This is a genomic window from Xanthomonas sp. GW, assembly GCF_014236815.1.
GTDB lineage: Bacteria > Pseudomonadota > Gammaproteobacteria > Xanthomonadales > Xanthomonadaceae > Xanthomonas_A.
The window spans coordinates 4,536,812-4,560,585 of record NZ_CP051189.1; the positions used below are offsets into that span (position 1 = coordinate 4,536,812).

Annotated in this window: 22 protein-coding genes; 7 read left to right on the forward strand and 15 right to left on the reverse strand. The window is 60.4% G+C overall.

All coding sequences use genetic code 11. The features are described 5' to 3' along the window. Window positions 1-25: 25 nt before the first annotated feature. The 9 genes from HEP73_RS22730 to HEP73_RS19600 form a co-directional block, all read right to left on the reverse strand. Window positions 26-1,864, reverse strand: a complete 1,839-nt coding sequence (locus tag HEP73_RS22730; protein WP_185821211.1) for an XVIPCD domain-containing protein — start codon at window positions 1,862-1,864, stop codon at window positions 26-28. A gap of 28 nt (window positions 1,865-1,892) precedes the next feature. After that, window positions 1,893-2,384, reverse strand: coding sequence for a hypothetical protein (locus tag HEP73_RS22685; protein WP_255423567.1), 492 nt, complete (start codon window positions 2,382-2,384; stop codon window positions 1,893-1,895). A 97-nt stretch (window positions 2,385-2,481) separates the two neighbouring features. Beyond that, complete coding sequence (locus tag HEP73_RS22690) at window positions 2,482-2,616, reverse strand: SymE family type I addiction module toxin (RefSeq protein ID WP_458309631.1); 135 nt, start codon at window positions 2,614-2,616, stop codon at window positions 2,482-2,484. 104 nt (window positions 2,617-2,720) lie between these two features. After that, window positions 2,721-3,209, reverse strand: a complete 489-nt coding sequence (locus HEP73_RS19575) for a hypothetical protein (RefSeq protein ID WP_255423568.1) — start codon at window positions 3,207-3,209, stop codon at window positions 2,721-2,723. Window positions 3,210-3,311: 102 nt separating this feature from the next. Continuing rightward, window positions 3,312-3,428 carry a SymE family type I addiction module toxin gene (locus HEP73_RS19580; protein WP_185823509.1) on the reverse strand — a complete coding sequence of 39 codons (117 nt, stop codon included), beginning with the start codon at window positions 3,426-3,428 and terminating at the stop codon, window positions 3,312-3,314. Window positions 3,429-3,665: 237 nt separating this feature from the next. Continuing rightward, window positions 3,666-4,265 carry an XAC0095 family protein gene (locus tag HEP73_RS19585; RefSeq protein ID WP_185821212.1) on the reverse strand — a complete coding sequence of 200 codons (600 nt, stop codon included), beginning with the start codon at window positions 4,263-4,265 and terminating at the stop codon, window positions 3,666-3,668. Between the two features lie 275 nt (window positions 4,266-4,540). Beyond that, entirely contained in the window at window positions 4,541-5,401 is an 861-nt protein-coding gene (locus HEP73_RS19590; protein WP_185821213.1) for an HNH endonuclease, read from the reverse strand. Between the two features lie 5 nt (window positions 5,402-5,406). Next, a complete protein-coding gene (locus HEP73_RS19595) occupies window positions 5,407-6,942 on the reverse strand; it encodes an AAA family ATPase (RefSeq protein WP_185821214.1) in 1,536 nt (511 codons plus the stop codon). 104 nt (window positions 6,943-7,046) lie between these two features. Continuing rightward, window positions 7,047-7,259, reverse strand: a complete 213-nt coding sequence (locus HEP73_RS19600) for a type II toxin-antitoxin system HicB family antitoxin (protein WP_185821215.1) — start codon at window positions 7,257-7,259, stop codon at window positions 7,047-7,049. 540 nt (window positions 7,260-7,799) lie between these two features. Here HEP73_RS19600 and HEP73_RS19610 point away from each other — a divergent pair. Next, the gene (locus tag HEP73_RS19610) at window positions 7,800-8,663 is read left to right on the forward strand and encodes a hypothetical protein (RefSeq protein ID WP_185821216.1); all 864 of its coding nucleotides are present in this window, start codon (window positions 7,800-7,802) and stop codon (window positions 8,661-8,663) included. Window positions 8,664-8,695: 32 nt separating this feature from the next. On the opposite strand, the gene HEP73_RS19615 is transcribed toward HEP73_RS19610, so the two are convergent. The 4 genes from HEP73_RS19615 to aceE form a co-directional block, all read right to left on the reverse strand. Beyond that, window positions 8,696-9,559 carry a TIGR02391 family protein gene (locus HEP73_RS19615; RefSeq protein WP_185821217.1) on the reverse strand — a complete coding sequence of 288 codons (864 nt, stop codon included), beginning with the start codon at window positions 9,557-9,559 and terminating at the stop codon, window positions 8,696-8,698. Window positions 9,560-9,710: 151 nt separating this feature from the next. Beyond that, entirely contained in the window at window positions 9,711-10,679 is a 969-nt protein-coding gene (locus tag HEP73_RS19620; protein ID WP_185821218.1) for a hypothetical protein, read from the reverse strand. A 103-nt stretch (window positions 10,680-10,782) separates the two neighbouring features. Further along, a complete protein-coding gene (locus tag HEP73_RS19625; RefSeq protein ID WP_185821219.1) occupies window positions 10,783-12,888 on the reverse strand; it encodes a P-loop ATPase, Sll1717 family in 2,106 nt (701 codons plus the stop codon). A gap of 76 nt (window positions 12,889-12,964) precedes the next feature. Continuing rightward, window positions 12,965-15,655, reverse strand: coding sequence for a pyruvate dehydrogenase (acetyl-transferring), homodimeric type (gene aceE, locus HEP73_RS19630; RefSeq protein ID WP_185821220.1), 2,691 nt, complete (start codon window positions 15,653-15,655; stop codon window positions 12,965-12,967). A 168-nt stretch (window positions 15,656-15,823) separates the two neighbouring features. Between aceE and HEP73_RS19635 the strand changes: the two genes are divergently transcribed. From HEP73_RS19635 to HEP73_RS19655, 5 genes are all read left to right on the forward strand, one after another. Next, the gene (locus HEP73_RS19635; protein WP_458309632.1) at window positions 15,824-17,833 is read left to right on the forward strand and encodes a SpoIIE family protein phosphatase; all 2,010 of its coding nucleotides are present in this window, start codon (window positions 15,824-15,826) and stop codon (window positions 17,831-17,833) included. Continuing rightward, window positions 17,830-18,270, forward strand: coding sequence for an ATP-binding protein (locus HEP73_RS19640; RefSeq protein WP_185821222.1), 441 nt, complete (start codon window positions 17,830-17,832; stop codon window positions 18,268-18,270). The genes HEP73_RS19635 and HEP73_RS19640 overlap by 4 nt, the downstream gene beginning before the upstream one ends. Beyond that, a complete protein-coding gene (locus HEP73_RS19645) occupies window positions 18,267-18,653 on the forward strand; it encodes an STAS domain-containing protein (protein ID WP_185814168.1) in 387 nt (128 codons plus the stop codon). The genes HEP73_RS19640 and HEP73_RS19645 overlap by 4 nt, the downstream gene beginning before the upstream one ends. 614 nt (window positions 18,654-19,267) lie before the next feature. Next, a complete protein-coding gene (locus HEP73_RS19650; RefSeq protein ID WP_185821223.1) occupies window positions 19,268-19,828 on the forward strand; it encodes a PadR family transcriptional regulator in 561 nt (186 codons plus the stop codon). Between the two features lie 83 nt (window positions 19,829-19,911). Then, window positions 19,912-20,703 (forward strand): siderophore-interacting protein, encoded by a 792-nt coding sequence (locus tag HEP73_RS19655; RefSeq protein ID WP_185821224.1) that lies wholly within the window; start codon window positions 19,912-19,914, stop codon window positions 20,701-20,703. Between the two features lie 626 nt (window positions 20,704-21,329). Here HEP73_RS19655 and HEP73_RS19660 read toward each other — a convergent pair. After that, window positions 21,330-21,968, reverse strand: coding sequence for a YceI family protein (locus HEP73_RS19660; RefSeq protein ID WP_185821225.1), 639 nt, complete (start codon window positions 21,966-21,968; stop codon window positions 21,330-21,332). 88 nt (window positions 21,969-22,056) lie between these two features. After that, window positions 22,057-22,647 (reverse strand): malonic semialdehyde reductase, encoded by a 591-nt coding sequence (locus HEP73_RS19665; protein WP_185821226.1) that lies wholly within the window; start codon window positions 22,645-22,647, stop codon window positions 22,057-22,059. 132 nt (window positions 22,648-22,779) lie between these two features. Here HEP73_RS19665 and HEP73_RS19670 point away from each other — a divergent pair, with 132 nt between their 5' ends. After that, entirely contained in the window at window positions 22,780-23,754 is a 975-nt protein-coding gene (locus HEP73_RS19670; RefSeq protein WP_255423569.1) for a mitochondrial fission ELM1 family protein, read from the forward strand. Window positions 23,755-23,774: the final 20 nt, after the last annotated feature.

Consider the following 23,774-nt stretch of genomic DNA (forward strand, 5'->3'; position numbering starts at 1 on the left):
AAAAGAAGCCGCAGAGTGGCAGCAACTATCCGATGGATTGACCTTGGCTTCGTGACTGCTCTCGCTGCTGAGTCAATGCCAATTCCTGGGAGATCGACTGATTTGCCACTGCAAGCTTGGCATCGGACTGCTCGACAGGCGTTTGCATAGCCTCCTGTACCGGAACATGCGCACGAAGCTGTGCAGGATCATTGAGTGCCCCCTGCACGGCAAAGATCCGCTCAGGTCCAGCAACCACATGATCCACGCGCGTCAGGGCATTGCCCGACATCGAATAGCCACCGACATCAGGATACTGATCCCGGTTGTCCTTGCATGCCGCCAAAAGGCTCCTGCACAGACGTTCGCTATTCTCATCGAATGGCACCCCTGTTTGGCTGCCAAGCCGTTGAACGCCATCCCTTATCTGCAACAGCATGGCGTGATTGGGATGCGCGGGGTTGTCGGGTCCCACGCGATCAGGCTGACCCTGCTGCTGGTTCAAGTTGAGTTCCGTCGCGCCGGTATCATTTCGCACACGCGCCTCACCTAATTCGATGCCGAGACTACCAGCTTGATAGTCCTTGACTGTCAAGGTTTGACCCTGCTCGTTGCCAATCAACAGGTCCGCACCTTGCAAACGGTAGGTGTGCTGGCCATCCGCACTTCGAAACATACCTTCTGGATCTTCTGCTTGTCGCGTGCCACCCGTGAGCCGCTGGCCGCTCCAGAAGATTTGCCCATTGCGATCGGCATCTTGGACCACATCACCATCACCAACGACATAGGTGTCGCTACCGGCACCGCCACGTAGTACGTCGCGACCTTCTCCACCGATCAGAACATCATCCCCTCGTCCTCCGATCAGCGTGTCATCCCCGCCCTGCCCTAGCAGCAGATCGTTATTCGCAACCTCGTTTCCATTACGAGTCCGCGTTGCATCCAATGTCGCGGCATGATTGGCGTCCACCACCACACGCGCCGAGTCCCGACCAGGATCGACATAAATTGAACCCGCATTGAATGCGCTATCGGTCAGGCGATCGGCGATCTCCGGATGTTGCTCGCGCAGGTCGGACAGCAATCGGACGCGGGCAGGCTCCAAGGATTGCGCCAGCGTCTGCACCTCACCTCGGCCAGCCAGCAAGGCGGCGTAGTCGCGGTTCGCTTCTGCGATCAGGTTGCGTTGGCCAGGATTTCCGTCCACGTCAACACCCCAGCGTGTCTCGTCTCGATTGATCCGATCCCGATGTTGTTGGTAGGTGCGGTACGTCGACAACGCCTCCTCGGCCGTCACGTTGTTCGGATCGTTGTAGAGACCGAACAACTCCGACTCCATCACCCGGCGCTTGCGCAGGCCGGCCTCGGCGGTCGCATTGCTGCCCCACGCGTTGTAGCGCATTTCGAACCAGGCCTCGGCACGATCCCCAGCGGCAACCGCATCCCGAAATGGCTGCATGTTGGCGTTGTAGGATCCGGCACCGCGGTTGTAGACCAGCGACACCAAGGCCGCGCGCTCCTGCGACATCGGCATGTTCAGGCCAGCGATCGGCCGCTCGTACTCCGGCATGGAAGCCGAGAGCAGCCTGTCGCCCTCGGCGGCATTGAGCGTCCTGTCGAATTGCAAGCCCAACCCTGTACGGTCATCCGGAGCAGCCGCATCGATTGCGCCGAGCTGGCGCCACTGTGCATCGGTGAGTGCGATTCCCGAATTGCGCCAGAGCTCAGTGTTGTTGGAACGATTGAAGGTATACCCATATCCGATGGTGGCGCGGCCATCTCCCACATTTTGCGACCGGGCATGCAAGCTTTCAGTCAGTTTTATCAGGTCACCGGTCAGCGTGTTGTACTGATCCTGGTTGAGTTCGCGATAGGCGATAGGCATACGTGATCTCCATATCAAATACGAGCAACTACATGATCTTCGAGTAGTCCCCTATCTCATTACAGACTTCCGTCGGAGGATTACTCACCTTCACCAGCCGCCGCTTGTGAGCAGCTGTATCGTCCTTGGGAGCGACAATGCGGTAAAGCAGATAGAGGCTGCCCCGCGACTCCCACAGCCCGAAAGTTGAGAGTTCCGAGAACTGATAGGTCGCCCCGTCGGCTTGAAGCACCTTGATCTCGCACTCGGCGTAGCTACCCCAGCCACATGTGGCGTCCAAGGATCGGATTCCACCGCCACGCCCGTCAAGATCGAAATGGTAGGAACGCCCGCTGCTGTCCTCGACCACCCGGGGAGCAACCTGGCTTGCTGGCGACGATGTACTGCTCGCCCAGCCACGTGATTGTTCACATATAGAGACACCCGTTGACGCGGCGTCTTTACCGCCAGCCGACACGGAAGCACACCCTGTCGTCAGGGCCAGGGTCAAGAAGAGACACTGAAAGAACTTGGTTTTCATGCATGCTCTCCTTGCGTTAACGGGACACTGGCCACGCGCCGATATGCTTGAGGTCCGCTGTGCGAAAAGTAGCTCACCCACCTGCCGCTCGTCCACGTCAATCGCGATCCAGATTTGCAAGCTCCATCACCAATCTGCCGTCTCGGCAGGTGATCTGAACCTTACGGCCGATGGCAAAGCCCAGTTGCTCCAGCCACAGGCCGCTCAGGCGCAGGCCGGGGCGCGGGGTCACCGATGTGGGGTTGCTTGCCGGGATAGGAGTCGTAGCCGATCTTGTAGTGCGTGGACTAGCGCAGGACGCGAGCGTTGCACGCGACTGCTGATCCGTCAGCTTGCTCACGGGCTGTCCTCCATGTCCATGCAGTCTTTGTCAAAAGGCACTTCCTTTCCGGGACGGTCAGGATGAAGGGCAACGCCACGCCGATAGCTAGAACCGTATTTTTGATAGCGAACCAGCGTTTCCTGTTCAATCAGGAAATAGTCCTCCGCTCCCGAATATTCAGGGCAGACCGCATAGCCAACCTCTCCATCGTCGCTGCAGTAGCGGACGTAGAGCTTGTTCCCGCGCACCCGCCCTTCCAGCCTTCCGTCGCTTCCACGTGCGTTGGTCCCCTCGCTCCAATCACCGCTCACGCGATCGCCGCTTTGCTGGAGATCCAGACCCAGGTAATGCCCTAAATCACACTTTTTGGCATACCCCCACTTTCCAGCAAACGGGGGGACTTTGGCAGCGGATGCGGCGCTAGAGCATGCAGCGGTCAGCACGGTCGCCGCGAAAAACAGGACGCCCAGCAGCCGAAGCCCATAGTTCCCCGAGCCAATCATCAGCAACTCCTTTGATGCGTCGTCACGGGCTGTTATGCGTGAAAGACGATATCAACAAGACGACCAGCGTGCCACGAGGGGAGACGCTGGCGTTTCCTCCACTCAAGAACCATCGCGTCGCCCTTCTGCGACGTCCGCTCCTGCGACCGACACCACCACCTCTTCAGCACGCACGGTGATCCGCACCTTGCTACCGATAGCGAAGCCCAGCTGTTCCAGCCATCGGCGCTCAGGCGCAGGGCCGGGACGCGGCTAGCGCAGGTGTGGGGTGCAACACGGAATAGGCCGGGGGCGCAATGAATGGGCTAGCTGGTCGCATGACCGCCGCTTATTCCCTCAGGCGCCTCACTCCCTTTGCTCGCGCACTGACGTTCGCTGCATCCCAGGGCCGGCCCCGCACCACGAGGCCAGCCCTCTCCGGCGACGCATCCCTGCCGCATCCCGCCAATTCCGCGATCAATGCAGCCGCCCGCCTCCCGCAGGCGGCGTCTCCCACTCCACCGCATAGACCGCCCGCTCCTCGCGTACGCCGTTGGGCGTTGGTTCGTGCAGCGGCTGGCGCTCGATCTGCTGCAGCAGTGCCCGCATCGCGTTCGCTGCCTCGCAGAGCGTGTCGCCCACCTCTGGCAATGCCTGGCCGGCGCGCGCGGTTGCGTCGCCGGCCGCCACCACCCGGGCATGGGCCGAGACGGTCTCGGCCAGCAGGGTGAGTTGGTCGAGTTGCGCCAGCGTGACGCGGAAGGCGCCGCCGCCCACGTCCGGCGCCACCTCAACGGTGGCAGCGGGCCGGGCGCCGGGCGTCGTGTCGGTCCGCTGCGCAGGATAGGACAGCGCGTCCAGCACCAGCTCCACCTGGTCGGCCAACAACTCCAAACAGACCGCCAGCTCGCCCATGCGCACCTTGGGCTCGGCGGCACGCTCCTCGTCCGGCGTGCGCGGCTGCGCCAGCCGGACCAGGAACCTCACGTGATCGCGCAGCTTCGCCAGCCGGAACTGGCTCTCCTCCGGCAGGAAATAGCCGGGCATGTCTTCATCGTCCAAACGGTCGTACGACATCGTTGCCTCCTCGTTCCATGAAGGGTCCGCCCGCCACGCATGGCGGACGGGAAGTCGGGAGGTTCGAAACCGCTAACAGACGGCGGGCGTATTTCCCCGAAGGGTGTTGTATTAGCCGCCCTCCCGACACAGGCATCGCGTCGGCTTGCGCCCGAGCCTCGGGCACAAAAAACCCACCGGTTTGTCGGAGGTGGGTACCGCTGTTAGAGGAGTTTCGACGCTCCTTGATGTAGAGAGTGCTACCGCGATGCGTGGCCTGTCAATAGCGAAAAGCATCAAATCACTGGCGCAGTGCAATACCAACTGTCGTCCGCAAGCGCATTGTAAAATGCAGACTGCCATGAGTTGACGCAGTTTCGAGCATGCCCATTTGCCTGCAGCCGAAGTATTATTTCAATGTCCATGAATTGACCAGCCGCCCTTAGATCTGCGACGGTTTCGTTGACCGATACGAGTTCACACGCCGCCTCGATTGCGAATCGCTTAGCCAGATGATGGGCGGCAAAGTGCGCTTCGACCCTGGCTTTCATCGCGCTTGGCCAAAGCGCAGGAGGATCCACATAAAACTCAACACTCATTGTAGACGCACGTAATAACCTAGCCCGTAGCCAAGACTGACTAAAAAAAGCCGGACTATCGAAATACGGATGAAGTGTCTGGGTAGTTTTATTTACAGCATAATCCCTTCCTTTTTTGGACTGGCAGTCCCTGCAAGAAGGAACGAGATTTGCCACTGAAACAGAGAACTGAGGAAATCTTGATTTTGGCAGATAGTGGTCCAGGGTAGTCGCCTGCCCCAGGCTACAATATGGGCACTTCTTATACGGAGGCGACAGAAGGATCTGGTCATAGTGATCTCGTGCAGCCTGACGTTGACCAACCATATTGACCTCATATAGATCCTTAAGATCTTTTCGGGTCAACGCCCCTCGCACAACATCTTCCAATCGAGATTTTACAGCAGGAATGAGATACAGATTTGAGGCCCGCGCTAAAAACTCATAGTTAGCGTTTTCAACTTGCAGCCCAGCCAATGCCGCATTGTAGTTGCCCGCTTTTACAAGATCACTTACGCCTGCGACGCAGCTTTTGTACACATCGGAAAATGTCTTGCTATAGATAGCCACCTGACGCATAAAAATTACCCTTCATCACGCGACCGGATCATAGACATCAGAATAGCCTGACCTTCCATGCCAAGCTTCCCCCCATATTGATCCATAATTTCTGCGAACCCCCCTCCTCTGGCAACCGATTCAGCCAAGAGTGCGTGAAACCCTGATTTAGATACTTCAAACTTAAAAACCTCTCGCGTTAACACGCCTAAGTTTTCACCGAAAGTCTCGATTGAAGGCCTATCCACATCACTGATCAGACGTGACCGCGATAGAATCCATGCGCATTGCCGAGGAATCTCCTGAAGCAATACTGGAGAATGAGTCGCAACGATTGCTACGGCATTTTCAGAGGAAAGAAGCTGAGATAGTGCTCGCGTGAAAGCAGAAAGAAGCGGAGGATGTAGATGACTCTCTGGCTCGTCAATGAGGACGAGAGTTTTCTCCCCTACGGACTCGACAAGCTTCGTCATGATGAGCAGAACAATCGCGTGTCCAGAGCTCATTTTTTCATGGAAAAACTCTACGACTCTAGATTCATGTTCACGCTTGACTTCAGAAAGTGCTGAAAGCCCCATTTCCGCAAAGTTGGGGTCGGACTCAAGAATAGAAATGCATCTCAACCACTGGCCGCTCTTTTTTGCTTGGCTCATGCAAACCATCAGACTTTCAAAGAAGTCCTTAGCCAGATTCTTCATGTCGCGCGGGGTTGAATTGTTTGCGCTACCCGTATTGTCTTTCAACCCTATATAAGAGTACCGAATCCCCGCATCTCGCTGCACATTGTTTGGCGGCGGATTGAATGGATCAAAGGCGCTGAACGAGACGGACACTATGCCGCTAAAGTACTTTTCATCTATGGGCGTCACAGACCAGCCGACATGTCCGAAAAATCGACCATACTCAGCGAAACCAGGCGACGGCACTAGAGCACCAGTGATCATTCCATTTAAAATCTTTGTCTTTCCAACACCGTTCCTACCAATAAGCACGTGAATGTTGGACGGAGGCTTGGACTCTGGTGAAACCTCAAACCTAAGCGATACTCCAGATAGCCGATCACTTGGTTCGCGAATAAACTCAAAATCGTATGCAGTCAGCGCAGCCATCCCGGCCAAGATTCTGGCAAACTGCTGCTCAATGACGGCAACACTTACTGTCCTAGTCAGCGAATCAACAAATACTTTTTGCTCGTACGCCACCAACCTACGCTGAGGAAGCGCAGCTAGATCACCGAGGCGCTCGAGCCAAATCGGCGAAAAATTCGGCAACCCTCTTATCGTTTCATAGTACTGAGTACTTTGCCCAATAGAAAAGAACTCAGACGGCAATGCCTCGAAGCTTTGAGGAATCTTCTCTGACGTCCAACCATGCACCTGCCCTTGGTACCCGATCTTAACCTCACCAATTTCTAGATAGTTGCCAGATGAGTCATAGAAGGCAAGCCGAAACATCGTTTTGAAAGAATAGTCATCCCAACCATCCTCTCTCAAAGTAAAACAACCCTTAAGTCCTGACGGACTGGATGCCGAACGCCCAATTTTTAAGAATCTAACATCCATACCGCATTGATTCCTTAAAATTTTTGATAGACTCAAACCACATAAGCTAGATCCATATTACTATTTCTTGCCACGCGCGTTCATAGTGCACGAACCCTGCCCCATTACACCGCCACATCCACATACTCGATCTGACTCGACGGCAGCGGAATCGCTCCCCCATCCTCTCGCATACCTGCCAGATGTAGTTCGATCACTCCGCGGATCAACCCTTCCACCTCTGTTGCACTCTCGCCCGTAGCCACACAACCCGGCAGATCAGGCACGTAGGCAGAGTAGTTGTTACGCGTTTTCTCAATAACGACGGCGTAGCGCATGGCGATTACCTGTTCAGGCCAACCAGTTTTTAGGATGCTAGTCAGGGCCAAGGAGCACATCATCGCTCGGCCTCCCAGCTACTGTCACGCGGCCTCGTAGACAGGATGTTTGAGATGGCCTGCCCGACTTGCTGCCTACCTGTGCCCCTGAGTTGTTGCAGCAGGTCGCGGATTTCAGGGTACGCGCGGTCCTTGCGAAAGCGAGGCCGGCCAAAGGAAGACCTCTAATCTCCAACCGGATTCGATTTTGCTGCACAAAGTGGACAGCCATTCCGCGCCATGGTCGAGGCCAAGACCCACCGCTTCGCTGGCGTCAGGCCCGCCCATCGGCCACGCAAATCCACCACCACTCAATAAGTCAACCTGACCCCGTTACTCAGTTTGGCGGGAAAGCGAGCGCTGAAATGCCTTGTGGGGATGTACAGGAACGCAATGAAATGTGAATCTTGTCACACGTCGCCTCAAGCTTTATTAAGCGAAGTCATCTAGGGGCCGATAGCAGAAGAGGCATCGGCCGGTGCGATCCTAGGGAAGTGAAGCATGCAGCACGCAAGACAGGCGGGAGAAAGCAAGGTATGGGAAGCAAATGAATTCTCTCGGCTCCCTGAGGCAGAGTTAGAAGTTAAGCGCCGCAGCCTCGAATGCGCAGAGTGTGGTGAGTTTGCTTGGTTCCGCAAGGAGAGTCGGCACGGACATCCGCCACACTTCTGCTCGCATCACGCGGAGAACTGCGGATTAAAAGTTCAATACGAAGTCGTTGGCGAAAGAGCTCCTGGCATTCATGAGCAGGACCAAATCGCCGCTGGAAATACGATCGTCGTTCGTTTAGATCTTGAGGACGCTCGCCAGGTCGACGTTCTAGCTGCTCCAGCTTCGAATGGGGCGGAGGGCGGACGAGAGGGTGGAACCCGTTTCGTAGGAACAGCCGGCAATCGACTCTCTAGTCAGCACTTCACGCTTCGTAGAATCCTCTACCGTTTAGTGCAAAGCCCGTCTTTCAGAACATCTCGCGAACTTGTTTCATTGTATAGAAATGAGAATGAAGTTCTTATTCAAGGCGCAGTGAACGACGTCACGCACGAGTTCAGCTCGCTCTCTCGGGAGGTCCACCACGACAAGCTTGCACTTTATTGGGGTGCAGTTGCATCTGCTGGACGCACTTCAGATGGAAAATTGTGGTTGAACTCCTCGCTCACACGAGGCGGCGCAAGCATTGCCATTTTCGATGACATCGCAAAGAAATTTCTAGACGCGTTCAAAGTAGAAGACCTAGAAGATCTAGCCGGTGCACATGTACTTATTGCAGGCCGTTGCTGGTTCTCTGATTCAGGCAAACCCGTCATCCGATGCAGCAGCGTGAAGTTCATCGTCATTCGTCGCTATAAGGAGTCCTTGAATCCTTGATTTGGAAAGGAGGTTCGGCTCACGAACCCCTTTCACACTGGACCACGGTCGACAGATGCCCTCGGAACCGCTTCCGCCTCTAGGAGGAATAGTTCGTTAGCCACTAAGAATTCCCGTAGAGCATTTCGAAGGTCATGATTACCTCCGCGATGAGCGCGGGCATTTCGAAAAGCGGAATAGGCACCTTCGAATAGTTGAGCTCGGCCATCAGCCTCTGCTTGATGCATTCCGCGCCACTCCAGAATTGAGCCGCCACCACGAAATGCGCGTTTAAAAACGCTTAGTCCATGGAGCTCTATGGCCAACGAGCAACGCTGCTTTACGATCTCCTCCAGATCGCGAAAAGCTCTAAATACGGCCATATCCGGATCAGACTCCATATCCAATGCCAGCTCTATCAGGCGCCCATCCAAGATAGCCCACGGAATCACCATAGGCTGCCGGCTGCGCAACGCATCTTCCCACTTTCCCCTTCCAGCCATTCCATCGTTCGCATAATCGTAAACGCGAGTTGGGCGCCGCAGTGTTGACTCGCGAATAGCCTCGATATCACTATGCGTCAAACTACACCTATCCAGTCTTGCCATCAATCCAAAACTGACATCGCATTCTTCCACATCGATACGATGGCGCTGTAAAAGACGTATAGCTAGTGCCAGACCAGCTGAACCCTCACCGGAGTACCCTGATGCGAAGCCCGACTTTATGCATGCAGGTGAAGGATCACTAAACTCAAGGTAGAACGCATGACGATTCGTACACGTCAGAATTCGAGCCAATCGAACTCCCCCCGCCTCTACCAACCTAATAATCGCCTTTAAGCATGATTGAGTGGTATTGGCCGAACCATGATACTGAATATCTGGATTATTTGAAGTTTGTAACATTTCGCTCATCATTGGCAGTTAAACAGGGCATAGCATAAGCAGCATGTGACACCATAGTTCACCTACTAAGCGCCCTATATGGCCCGCACACTGACCACGGCCGCCCACCAATAAGTCAATCTGACCCGATTATTGCCACCCGATTATTGCGTCCCCTTGCTCATTTCGCTAACCCCATTCCTCGCATGTCAAGTCCGCGCGTAGAAGCCTCTTCTAGGAAATGTGCCCAGCGCTCCATAAGTGGCTCAATCTCCACTAGCTGCCTACGCGGACCACCCTTGGTGAAATATGGAGACAGATCCACAAAGGATTGGTGTCCGAACGCGCGGACAGCATTATCATCCAACTGCGCCAAGTATGGGTTGGCGCGATAGTTCGCTCGCCAGCGCTCCTCTTTCGTCATGGGCCCTATGTGATGCTCGGACTTACGCGTCAAAGGCAGATCAGCTAAGAGCGTGGATTTTCCGGAAAACATTGGGCTGTTATTGAAATGCGCCCAGCGTTCGTTCAAGCTAGTGAGGAAATCCCCACCCCAGTGAAAGCGATCAACCCTGTCACCTTCTATAATTATGCAAGGCATGGCGCCTCCGATGAAATGCGCCTCTGACAGTAGCCATACTACATCCACTGCCCACATGTCTTTTTGCCGTGTCTGTATGAGGCGACTAACCTCCTTTCCTACACTGATCGGATCCAGCGCTTCGATGTCGGGGTTCAAAAGCGCTAAGATACCTAGTGCATCTCCCAGTTCTAAAATCCGCTTGGTATTGGCGATCTGGCGTTTAGCATCTCGGAAGGCGCCCTCCACGGACCGCATAACTTTTTGATTGAGGCGTCGCATTTGCTCATCGCCATCCGGCAGATGCGCCAGCACTTTGTGGACCTCTACCGCGCCGAAGATCACAGGGAAGTCATTGCGCCTACTCAGTTCATCAAACGTGCTGTCCACCTTGGATTGGGGATCAGCACGAAGGACTTTCAATTCAGTAATAACGGACCGACCCCGCCACAGGTAGTCGGCGCGCTGGCCCTGATCCGTGCTCTGCAGCAGCTTGTCGATCGACTCCGCGCCTTCAATCGTCATGGCAAAAGTGGCGAAGCGAGACTCCATCTCGTGAATCACCGTCATGCCCTCTCCTATGAACGTGTCAACCCTAATCCATAACTCAGATCACCGAGATCAACTAATAAGGCAATCTTGCCCCATTATCCCTCGCCATTACGCGGCAGTACTACTTGCGGATTTTTCTTCTCTTTCTTGTGCTAGACGAGCTGGGCACATCGCTCTGACCAGAGGCGTACATTCGAACGTATGTGTCTAACAATCGCTCAACAGCCAAGTCACCCGCATCAATCTTCTCTGGACTTCTGAGTTTTGAAAGAATGGTAACCAACTGTTGTGCCGGAAACTTAATTATAACCCGCCCTTTATTGTAGAACTCCCGAAAAGCTTCGAGTTCAGCGCCTTTACGAAGTCCAAACTCCGCATCTCGACAGATAATGAATGCAAGCTCACCATACTCTCTACCGAGATAACTAAAAACCTGCCTGAACTCATCAATTCCAATTTTTGCATAATTCTTTACTTCGAATACCACTTGCCGCGTCTTATAATCGTCGAGAACGCGCCTCCAAACACCTCCTCCTTGATTAGTCGCCACAATATCACGCCGTTGCGTAGCGTTAGCATTCGGCCTCAACTGAATATTCGTTAGCTGTTTGGAAAAAGCGATCTCCACTGCTTTCTTACACCAAACTTCAAACTGAGCTGCGCCAGCCAATCCTTCCGGAATCGAATTTAGCTCAGACATCAGCTGACCGAGAATATGCTTTCGCTGCTCTCCACTCTGGGATTCGATCGCTATTTCGTACTCGTCATAAATTTCCTCCGCCTCACCTTGCGTAAGTTCGAAGCCACTTATATTGAGTGCCGGCCAATAGCACGGGTGTATCATGAGAATGTCTTCAGAGGTCAATGACTTCTGAAACCTTTTCCCATCATGGGAGTAGACAAAGCTAGTAATTTGCTTGTCATAAATTCCAATAAAACCGATACCATATAAGGCCTTAAGTACTTCTTGCGGGCTGCCGAGTATCTGGAAGTGCTGGGATTCCGCGACAGTAAGAGCCGAATTACTCATAACCGATGAGATTCTGTCTTGGACCTCAACCAATTTTAGCTTTGCTTCACCACCAGAGAACGAAGACACTAAAGCGCGCAACCCCGGGAAAACAGCTTCATATTCCTTCCCGAGATCATTGAAACGAGTCATAGAAATATTCTTAGCCGACTCGTCAAAGTCAGCTTCAATCAACGTTTTTCGTCCTTGGCGCTGCGCTTGGTAGTATGCAGTGTTGAGCAACGCAATTACATCTCGCGGCCGATACAGAGTCAGTCGCAGACATCTTTTAAACCCTTCCCTGCCATGAAGCTCATTAGCAGTGATGGCATTCCAAACCCTCACATCACTTTCTTTCGATATACCAAAGGCGTATCTAATTCTATTGGCCACCATATAAAATAGTTCTTGGGGATCCCAATGAAGCCTCAAAACCTGAGACTCTAGATTGCGCGTAAAATCTTTGTCTTCTGCCTCAATTGCTCGAAGCATGTTGTCTCGAATAAAGACGATAGCCCTAAAATGGCCAGAAAGAGAAGAACGGATCTCGTCCGTCCCATAGAGAATGCCATCAATGATACTAGTACCAACAATATCTGGCTCGTAACCCTCGTCGAGGCGATCTACCAGCAGTACGTATTCCTGACCAGAAAGCGACAAGATTTCAAGTATCTCATTTGTCAGCCGCTCAACTGAAAGAAATGCGGGCAACTCAGCGATTCGCTCATCCTCGCCACCCACCTGAATTTTAAATTCTTTAAGAACAGACCTAATTCTTTCTACGGGAGTACCTGCGCGGCGCTGCCAGTCAGAAACGTTGTTCGCAAGATCAGGCTTCGCTTCCACATGACTTTTGAGCTTATAGTCCGCAAGGAGCTCAGATGCGATCTCCATCAGGATGGTGTACTTCCACGCAATTTTTACTCCCGCTCGCATTTTGGACAGGCTGTCACCAAAGATCTTGGCTAAAGGACGCAACCCGATCATCTGCTCCTCAACAGGAGCGATTTTGATCACGGGAGTCTTTCGACTAGCCCATATTTTACTCAGACGATAGGTAATTGCGCTTTTTCCTGTTCCGCGACGTCCAACTACGATGAACCGATCGACGCTCTCAAACAGGGTTCTATAGTCCTGCCATTCATAAAATGACTCATCGAGCGCTTTGTGGTCATTTTCTCCGCGCACATCGCCAAACATATTAGGTTTTGCGGCCATCCCATCCCCCCATTACCTAAAGCGTAGATTCCATTCAAAAAAAAGGGGCAGCTTAAGCTGCCCCCTTGATCGTGACTCAAACCCCAACCGGATTCGACTTCTCCGGATCGATCTTGTACTGCTTGATCGCCCGAGCCACATCCTTGCCGGTCATCTTCCCATCCTTCGCCAGCGCCGCAATCGCGGCATGCGCGATGTAGTACCGGTCCACTTCGAAGAACCGGCGCAGGTTCGCACGCGTATCCGAACGGCCAAAACCATCGGTGCCCAGCACGGTGTAATGCGTCGGCACGAACGCACGGATCTGATCGGCGAAGGCACGCACGTAGTCCGTGGCGGCGATCACCGGCCCCTGGCGCCCTTCCAGCAGCTGGGTCACGTACGGCTTGCGCTGCTCGCCTTCCGGATGCAGGCGGTTCCAGCGCTCGGCGTCGAAGCCGTCGCGGCGCAGTTCGTTGAAGCTGGGGCAGGACCAGATGTCGGCGGTGACGCCGAAGTCCTTGTCCAGCAGCTCCGCGGCGGCGATGGCTTCGCGCAGGATGGTGCCCGAGCCCAGCAGCTGCACGCGCAGTTCGCCCTTCTTGGGCTTGCCTGCGTCGGTCAGCAGGTACATGCCCTTGATGATGCCGTCCTCTGCACCGGCCGGCATTTCCGGGTGGGTGTAGTTTTCGTTCATCAGGGTGATGTAGTAGTACTCGTCCACCTGCTCTTGCATCATCCGCTTCATGCCGTACTGCATGACCACGGTGACTTCATAGCCGAAGGTGGGGTCGTAGCTGCGCACGTTGGGGATGGAGCCGGCGATGACCTGGCTGAAGCCGTCTTCGTGCTGCAGGCCTTCGCCGTTGAGCGTGGTGCGGCCGGCGGTGCCGCCGAGCAGGAAGCCGCGGGTGCGCATGTCCGCCGCCTGCCAGGCGATGTCGCCCACGCGCTGGAAGCCGAACATGGAGTAGTAGATGTAGAACGGCAGCATCGGCACGTTGCTGACCGAGTAGCTGGTGCCGGCGGCCAGCCACGAGGAGATGGCGCCCGGCTCGCTGATGCCCTGCTGCAGCACCTGGCCGGACTGGTCCTCGCGGTAGAACATCAGCTGGTCCGCGTCCACCGGCTTGTACTTCTGGCCGAACGGGGCGTAGATGCCGATCTGGCGGAACATGCCTTCCATGCCGAAGGTGCGCGCTTCGTCGGCCACGATGGGCACGATGCGCGGGCCCAGGTCCTTGTCGCGCAGGGCGATGTTGAGGCTCTGCACGAAGGCCATGGTGGTGGAGTAGCTGCGCTCGCCGCTGGACTTGAGCAGGCGGTCGTACTTGTCCAGGCCGGGCACGGTGAAGGACTGGTCGGCCTTGCGCCGGCGCTGCGGCAGGTAGCCGCCGAGCGAGGCGCGGCGTTCCTGCAGGTACTGCACTTCCGGCGAGTCCGGGCCGGGGTGGTAGAACGGCACCTGCTCGGCGTCGGCCAGCTGCTTGTCGCTGAGCGGGATGTTGAAGCGGTCGCGGAACGCGCGCACGGCGTCGTCGTCCAGCTTCTTGGTCTGGTGGGTGGGGTTGAGCGATTCGCCCGAGGAACCCATGCCGTAGCCCTTGACGGTCTTGGCCAGGATCACGGTGGGCATGCCCTTGGTGTTCACCGCCTGGTGGTAGGCGGCGTAGACCTTGTGCGGGTCGTGGCCGCCGCGGTTCAGGCGCCAGATGTCGTCGTCGGACAGGCCGGCGACCATGGCCGCGGTCTCCGGGTATTTGCCGAAGAAGTTGGCGCGGGTGTAGGCGCCGCCGAAGGCCTTGCAGTTCTGGTATTCGCCGTCGACGGTTTCCATCATCAGCTTGCGCAGCACGCCGTCGGTGTCGCGCGCCAGCAGCGCGTCCCAGTAGCCGCCCCACAGCAGCTTGATGACGTTCCAGCCGCCGCCGCGGAACACGCCTTCCAGCTCCTGGATGATCTTGCCGTTGCCGCGCACCGGGCCGTCCAGGCGCTGCAGGTTGCAGTTCACCACGAAGATCAGGTTATCCAGGCCTTCGCGGCCGGCCAGGGCGATGGCGCCCAGGGTTTCCGGCTCGTCCGACTCGCCGTCGCCGATGAAGCACCACACCTTGCGGTCGGACTTCTCGATCAGGCCGCGGTGCTCCAGGTACTTCATGAACTGCGCCTGGTAGATGGCGCTGAGCGGGCCCAGGCCCATCGACACGGTGGGGGTCTGCCAGAAATCCGGCATCAGCCACGGGTGCGGGTAGGAGGAGATGCCCTGGCCGTCCACTTCCATGCGGAAATGGTCGAGCTGGGTCTCGTTGATGCGGCCTTCGAGGAAGGCGCGGGCGTAGATGCCCGGGGCGCTATGGCCCTGGATGTACAGCAGGTCGCCGGGGTGCTTGTCGGACGGGGCGCGCCAGAAGTGGTTGAAGCCCACGTCGTACAGAGTGGCGGCCGAGGCGAAGGAGGCGATGTGGCCGCCCAGGTCGCCGGGCTTGCGGTTGGCGCGGACCACGGTGGCCATGGCGTTCCAGCGGATGATCGAGCGGATCTTCCACTCGATGGCCGCATCGCCCGGGCTCTTGGCCTCGTTGGCGGGCGCGATGGTGTTGACGTACTCGGTGGTCGGCGAGAACGGCAGGTAGGCGCCGGAGCGGCGGGTCAGTTCGACCATGTCCTCCAGCAGCTGATGCGCGCGTTCGGGGCCCGCGACATCGATGACGGCCTTGAGCGATTCGATCCACTCCTGGGTCTCAGTGGGGTTCGGATCGTTCTGCAGCACCTCGTTCAACCAGTTCATAGCGCTCCCGTAGGTCGCACGCACGCGCGCGATTGCATGTGTTTTTCGAAGCCTCCAAGTGTAGCGCAACCGCCCCGCCGGACCTCGTACGCCAGCGTATGGAACGGACTGTCACATTGGCCCGGGACCGCGCGCGCCCCGGATGCGCGGCGGGGCGCGGCTGCGCTTATGATCGGGGCCGACTCCCGCGGAAACGCCGCCATCGCCGCTCTCTCGCCAGTGCAGGACGCTTCAGCGGTGGCCTGGCGGCACAGCCTGCGCACCCGGCTGATGCTGTGGGGCAGCCTGATCCAGGTGGCGCTGCTGTTGGGCCTGGCGGTGCTGTTCTACCTGGGCGCGCGCCAGGTGGTGGTGCGCAATGCGCGCGAGGAGGTGGCCGGGCTGGCGCAGCAGACCGCGCGCAGCCTGGACGCCACGCTGGGGTCGGTGCAGGTGAGCGGGCGCACGTTGGCCGCCGGCGCCTCGGCGGTCGGGCGCCAGCCGTTCAACCTGCGCAGCCTGCTGCACGCCACCCTGGAGGGCGATCCGGACATCGCCGGGGCGCTGCTGGTGATCGAGCCGGGCGCGCTGAAGGGCGACGACCGCGGCTTCGCCTGGCACCTGCGGCGGGCCAACGGCCGGGTGACCGAGCAGCCGGCCGATGCGCTGGGCTACGACTACCACACCATGCCCTGGTACCGGCGCACGCTGGCGGCGTCGGCGCCGTGGTGGTCCGAGCCGTACAGCGACGCGTCCACCGGCGGCGATTACCTCACCACCTACAACCTGCCGCTGCGCCTGCCCGGCGACGATACGGGGGCGCCGGCGATCGGCATGGTCAGCGTGGATGTGCCGCTGAAGCGGCTGCAGGCGATCGTCGGCGAGTTGCCGGCCAGCGCCGGGTTGCAGCCGATGCTGCTGTCGCCGGACGGGCTGTTCGTGCTGCATCCGGACCCGGCGCTGCGCTTCCGCCGCACCCTGGAGGCGCACGTGGCGCGGGCGCGGCCGGACCTGTCGCCGCTGGCCGCCGCAGTGGCCACGCATACGCCGGTACGCTTTTCCCACACCGCGCCCGACGGCGAGCGCTACCTGACCCAGAGCGCGGCGGTGGGCGACACCGGCTGGACCTTCGCGCTGACCGTGTCCGAGCGCTACATCGTGGCCGGGCTCAACCGCATCGCGCTGTGGGTGGGGCTGGGCGGCGGCACCGCGTTGCTGCTGTGGCTGTGGCTGCTGCACCGCTACACCGCGCGGCTGGCGCGGCCGATCGAGGACCTGACCAACTCGGCCGGGCATTTCAGCCAGGGCGAGTTCGACTATCCACTGCGGCATGTGGAGCGGCACGACGAAGTGGGGGTAATGGCGCGCGCGTTCGACAGCGCGCGCGGCTCGATCAAGCTGCAGCTGGAGGAAATCGCCACGCTGGCGCAGGCGCGGCAGCGGATGCAGAGCGAGCTGTCGATCGCGCGCGACATCCAGCAGGCGATGCTGCCGGACGGGCGTACGTTCGACAGTGCGCACAAGCATCTGGAGACTTATGCGCTGCTGGAACCGGCGACGATGGTCGGCGGCGATTTCTACCAGTTCTTCGAGACCGAGCCGGGGCTGCTGTGGTTCGTGGTCGGCGACGTGTCCGACAAGGGCGTGCCGGCGGCGCTGTTCATGGCGCGAGCGATGACCGTGCTGGAAGTGGCCGCGCGCCGCCACACCCGGCCGGACGCGATCTTGATCGCGGCCTCGCAGCGCATGGTCGAGGGCAACGACACCTGCATGTTCGCCACCGTGCTGTGCGGCTTGATCGACGTGCACAGCGGCGACTACTGGCTGTCCAGCGCCGGCCACGAGCCGCCGGTGCTGCTCGACGCCGACGGCCGCGCGCAGCTGCTGGCGGTGGAATCGGGGCCGCCGCTGGGGATCGAGCCGCAGACCCGCTACCCGGTGGTGCGCGGTCGCCTGGCCGCCGGCGCCACGCTGCTCAGCTACACGGACGGCATCAGCGAGGCGATGGACGCGCAGCAGCAGGCCTACGGCGCCGAGCGGTTGCTGGCCGCGCTGCAGCCCGGCATCGACGCGCAGGCACAGTGCGCGCGAGTGCTGGCCGACGTGCACGCGTTCACCGCGGCCGCACCGCAATCCGACGACATTACGTTGCTGGCGATCCGGTTGCGCCAGGATCCGACCCGGGAGGGAAGCCCATGAAACTCCGGCTACAGATGGTGCCGGCGCTGGACACCCTGGCGCAGCTGAGCGACACGCTGGAGGCCGCGCTGCTGCGCCATGGCGTGGTCCTGGAGCACGTGCACCGGGCGCGGCTGATCGTGGAGGAACTGGCCTGCAACACGCTCGAGCACGGCCACCTGGCCAGCGAACAGCCGCCGGTGGAAGTGCTGTTGCAGGTGGACACCGGCGCGCTGGTGCTGGAATTCCACGACAGCGGCCCGGCCTTCGACCTGCGCGTGGCGCCGGCGCCGGACCTGGACGCGGACATCGCGCAGCGCCCGATCGGCGGCCTCGGCCTGCATCTGGTGCGGCAGCTCGCCGACCACATCGACTACCGCCACGACGCCGGCCGCAACGTCGTGTGTATCACCTTGCTGCACCCCTTCGGCCCCATCCCCCAGGAGTTTCCCGCATGACCACGTTGAGCCTGCAGATCGACCCGACCCAGGACAGGCGCCAGCGCATCACCCTCAGCGGGCGCCTGGACACCCACACCTACCAGGCGCTGGACGAGGCGCTGGCGCCGCTGCTGGCCACCCAGATCACCACCTTGGTGCTGGACCTGTCGCACCTGGACTACATCAGCAGCGCCGGTATCCGCTCGATCTTCAAGGCGCGCAAGGTGCTGGCCACGCGCGATGGCCGGGTGCTGGTGGTCAACCCGCAACCGCAGATCCGCAAGGTGTTCGACGTGGTCAAGGCGGTGCCGTTGAACGAGATCTTCACCTCGGTACAGGAACTGGACGAGTACCTGGACGAGATGCAGCGGCGGGTGTTGGAGGAAGGCGACGGCGGCTGAATTCGACGAGGTGTTCGCCTGCGTTGCGGCTGGCTGGGTGCACTGTGGGAGGGACTTCAGTCCCGACGGCTTTCGGAGCCGGAAAGCCGAACGGCTCCGCTCGTCGCGGTTGAAACCGCTCCTACAAAAAAACCGCGCGACCAATCCACTGGCTGCACTGTCCGCTGACTGCAATGCCCACTGGCTGCACTGTAGGAGGGGCTTCAGCCCCGACAGGTAGGCACCGAAGCCTACTCACCGACCCACCCCGCGTCGCGACTGAAGTCGCTCCCACAACAAGCAGTCGCTCCCACAAAACGCGCAATAGCCGACGCGGTACCGACAGAGAAGCCGCCGCCTTGCGGCCAGCTGGCACGACGCTGTGCAGCATCCTTGTGGGAGCGACTTCAGGGCACCTCTAATAACCTCGATTCCCAGAATCGCACGCTAGGCACATCAATCGCTTGCGAACGCTTAGGCCGAGCTTTTCGGGTTATTAGAGGTGCCCTTCAGTCGCGACGCGACCAACCCAAACGCGCCGCGCCCACCACGCGCGCCACTAGCTGCCTGCCAGCAACCTTGCCCACCACCCAAATTCGATATATCGTTTCGAACCACTTAGACATATCGAAACGATGCCGCGCCTAACCGACCCCAGCCACCGCCACCCGCGCCGCCTGTTCGACGACGACAGCCCCGGCCGCGGCCAGCATGGCCGCGGCGGCGGACGCGGCAGCCGCCCGCTCGGCCATGGCGACCTGCGCCTGCTGCTGCTGGCGATGATCGAAACCCAGCCGCGCCACGGCTACGAGCTGATCCGCGCAGTCGCCGACCTGTTCCATGGCCTGTACACGCCCAGCGCCGGCACCATCTACCCGACCCTGGCGCAATTGGAAGCGCAGGGCCTGGTGCAGGCCAATGCCGGTGCCGCGCGCAAGCGCTACGCGATCACCGCCGACGGCCTGGCCTTCGTGCAGGCGCAGCGCGCGCAGCTGGACGCGGCGGTGGAACGCACCCATCACAGCGCCCGCGCGCTGGTCCGCGCGAATGTGCCGGCCCCGGTGCGCGAGGCGATGCGCCGGATCAAACATGGCCTGCTGGCCCGGCACGGCCGCTGGACCGAGGCGGAGATCGAACGCGTCGCGCAACTGCTGGCACAGGCCGCCGACGGCATGGAACGCGACGGCGATGGCTGAGCGCTGCACGCGCGCCGCCGCCAACCGCCCTTCCTCTCCGCTGGCGCAACGCGCCGCCCCCCCTTCCCCCAAGGATTTTCCGCATGAACACCCATGAAAACCGCCTGCTGCGCCATCCACTGCGGTTCCGCCACCTGCAGGTGCTGCGCACCCAGCCGCTGACCCCGCACATGCGCCGCATCGTGGTCGGCGGCGCGGAGCTGGACGGCTTCGTCAGCGCCGGACCCGACGATCACGTCAAACTGTTCTTCCCCAACGCCGATGGCGCATTCGTGCTGCCGACGATGACCGACAGCGGCCCGGTCTACCCGGCCGACACCGCGCCCTCGCCGGCGCGCGACTACACCCCGCGCCACTACGACGCCGCGGCACAGGAACTGACCCTGGATTTCGTGCTGCACGGCGATGGCCCGGCCTGCCGCTGGGCGGCGCAGGCCAACCCGGGCGACCCGCTGGTGGTCGGCGGCCCGCGCGGCTCGTTCGTGGCCGCCGACGACTACGACACCTATGTGCTGATCGGCGACGAGACCGCGCTGCCGGCGATCGGGCGTTGGTTGGAAGAATTACCAGCCGGCGCGAATGTGGAGGCCCTGATCGAGATCCCCGGCTTCGCCGACCGGCAGGCATTGCCGTCGCGCGCGCAGGTGCGCATCACCTGGCTGGAACGCAACGGCGTGCCCATGCTCGGCAGCCAGTTGCTGGAAGACGCGCTGCGCGATTTCGAGGCGCCGGAGGGCGATGCGTTCTACTGGATCGCCTGCGAATCGGCGCGCGCGCGGATGATGCGCAAGTTCGTCGAAGGCCGGCTCAATGTGCCGAAGGACTGGATCCGGGCGACCGGGTATTGGAAGTCCGGGCGCGAGGAGGAGGCATAATTTTGGTGATTACGCACCCGAGGTGGATGCGGTTGTTTTTTATGCGTCGGGACTGAAGTCACTCCCACAAAAAGCGTGCTTCCTTGCGGGCTCCTGTAGGAGCGGCTTCAGCCGCGACACTATTTCTTGGCTCGATCGATCCAGCCGCTTCATTCTCCGGTCGCGGCTGAAGCCGCTCCTACATAAGCGCTTGGCGATGCGGAAATCGCGGGGTTCATGCGTCGGGACTGAAGTCCCTCCCACAAAAAGCGTGCTTCCTTGCGGGCTCCCTGTAGGAGCGGCTTCAGCCGCGACACTTTTCTTGGCTCGATCGATCCGACCACTTCATTCTCCGGTCGCGGCTGAAGCCGCTCCTACAGGGAACATATGACGCTTCGGAAAGCCGGGTATCGCTCGTCGCGAATGAAGTCGCTCCCGCACAAGTGATAGCCCCCTTGTGGGAGGGACTTCAGTCCCGACTGCATCCAATTGAAGCGCTAGCAGTATCGCACTCGCCACCTACCCCATCATCAGCGCAGACATGTTCATCCATACTGCCGTAAACGAAAACGCCCGCCGAATGGCGGGCGTTTTCCTCGAAAGCGACGGCCAAGTTCAGGCCGCCGCTTTCACCGCAGTGCGCAGGCTTACTTCGCGTCCTGCAGCGCCTCGGTGGTGATGCGGATCTTGACCTCGTCGCTGACGTTCGGCACGTACGCGCCCAGGCCGAAGTCGCTGCGCTTGATCGTGGTGCTGGCGTCGAAGCCCAGCGCCGGCACCTTCTTCATCGGGTGCGGACCGGCACCGTTGAGCGTCACCGCCAGCACTACCGGCTTGGTGATGCCCTTGATGGTCAGGTCGCCGGCCACGCTCAGCTTGTTGGTGCCGGCGGCGGTGACCTTGGTGCTCTTGAAGGTGGCGGTCGGGAACTTGGCGGCGTCGAAGAAGTCGCCGCTCTTCAGGTGCTCGTCGAACTTGGCGGTGAAGCTGTTGAGGCCCGACAGCGGCAGGGTCACCTGGACGCTGGACTTGCCCACGTTCTCGGCGTTGTAGACCAGGGTGCCGTCGACGTCGCCGAAATGCGCGCTGGGGTTGGAGAAGCCGAAGTGGCTCCACTGCACCAGCACGTCGGTGTGCGAGGGGTCGAGCTTGTAGGTGCCGGTGGTGCCCTTGATCGCGGTGGCGGCCGCGGCGGCCGGCGCGGCGAAGGCGGTGGTGGCGGGCTGGGCGACGACGACGGCCAGCGCCAGGGCGAGCGGAAGCAGCAGTTTGCGGGTCTTGTTCATGGGCGGAGCTCCTGAAGAAATCGGTGGTTGGGAAACTGCGGCAAGCGCAGGCACAGCGGTGTGAGGGTGAAGCGGAAAACGATTCGGCTTACTCGATGCGCGCGGCCTCGTCGAAACTCAGCCGCGGCAGGCGCGGGAACAGGCCGGCCGGATCGCCGTGGCCCAGGTTGACCAGGAAGTTGGACTTGATCGCAGTGCCGGCGAAGAACGCCGCATCGACCTTGGCGTTGTCGAAGCCGGACATCGGGCCGGCATCCAGGCCCAGCGAACGCGCGGCCAGGATCAGGTAGGCGCCCTGCAGCGAGCCGTTGCGGAACGCCGACTCGCTGCGGCCTTCGCGCGGGCCGTCGAACCAGCTCTTGGCGTCGGCATGCGGGAACAGATACGGCAGCTTCTCGTGAAAGTCCTCGTCGTGGGCTACGATGACCGTCACCGGCGCGGCCAGGGTCTTGGCCAGGTTGCCTTCGGACAGCGCCGGCTTGAGCTTCTCCTTGCCCGCGGCCGAGGTCACGAACACGAACCGCGCCGGGCTGCTGTTGGCCGCGGTCGGGCCCCACTTCAGCAGGTCGTACAAGGCGCGCAGGGTGTCTTCGCCGACCGGCGTGTCGCGGAAGGCATTCTGGGTGCGGGCGGTACGGAACAGTTGATCCAGGGCGGCATCGTGCAGAACGTCGGACATGCGGAGGTACCTTTTGTCGTCGGAGGAAGGCCGATGCCCACCCACGGTGGGCGGTTTCGGCGCAAGGCGGCCAGTGTAGAGTGGCACGATAGCCGCAACACCCAGCCGCAATGCAACGGATTACTACCAAACGTGAAACGATCGGGCGCGCCCTGGGCGATTAGCGACGGCCGCGCCGGCAACGCGCGCCAGGCCGAGGCGCTCGCCGCGGCGCTGGCCGGACCCGCCGCAATGCCGCCCGCCCCGGCGCTGGTGCTGCAACCGCACACGCCCTGGCGCTGGCTGGCGCCGCGGCGGCTACCCGGCGCAGCGCAGGCTTATGGCCCCGCCTTCGCCGAGCTGCTGCGGCAACCGCCAGCACTGGCGATCGGCTGTGGCCGCCAGGCGGCGCTGGCGACGCGGCTGCTGCGCGCGCGCGGCAGCGTGGTGGTGCAGGTGCTGGATCCGCGCCTGTCGCCGCGGTACTGGGACGTGGTGGTGGTGCCCGAGCACGATCGCCTGCGCGGCGACAACGTGCTCACCCTGCTCGGCAGCCTGCATCCGATCGACGATCCCTGGCTGGCCGCCGCGCGCGCGGCGTTCCCGCAGTTCGGCGCGCTGCCGTCGCCGCGCACTGCGGTGCTGGTCGGCGGCCCCGCCGCGCTTGCGCCATGGACGGCCGACGCCGCGGCGGCGGTGTTCGGACAATTGGCGACGCAGTTGCGCGACAGCGGCGGCAGCGTGCTCGCCAGCACCTCGCGACGCACGCCGCCGGCGGTGGCCGCCGCGCTGCGTGGCGCGTTTGCCGGTGTGCCCGGCGTGGTGTGGTGCGGCGACGGCGACGGCGCGAACCCCTACGCCGGCCTGCTGGGCTGGGCCGAACGCATCGTGTGCACGCCCGATTCGGTGAACCTGCTGTCGGAAGCCTGCGCCACACGGGTGCCAGTGGCGGTGGCGATGCCGACATCGGCACGCGGCCGCGCACGCGACTTTCATGCGGCGCTGCGCGCGCGCGGCCGCCTCGCCGATGCATCGGTTGCGCATGGCGCCGCCGAAGGCACCATCGAACCGCTGCGCGAAACCGCACGCATCGCCATGCGCATCCGCAAGCGCCTGCAACTGGATTGAAGCAAGGCCGCCTGCAGGCC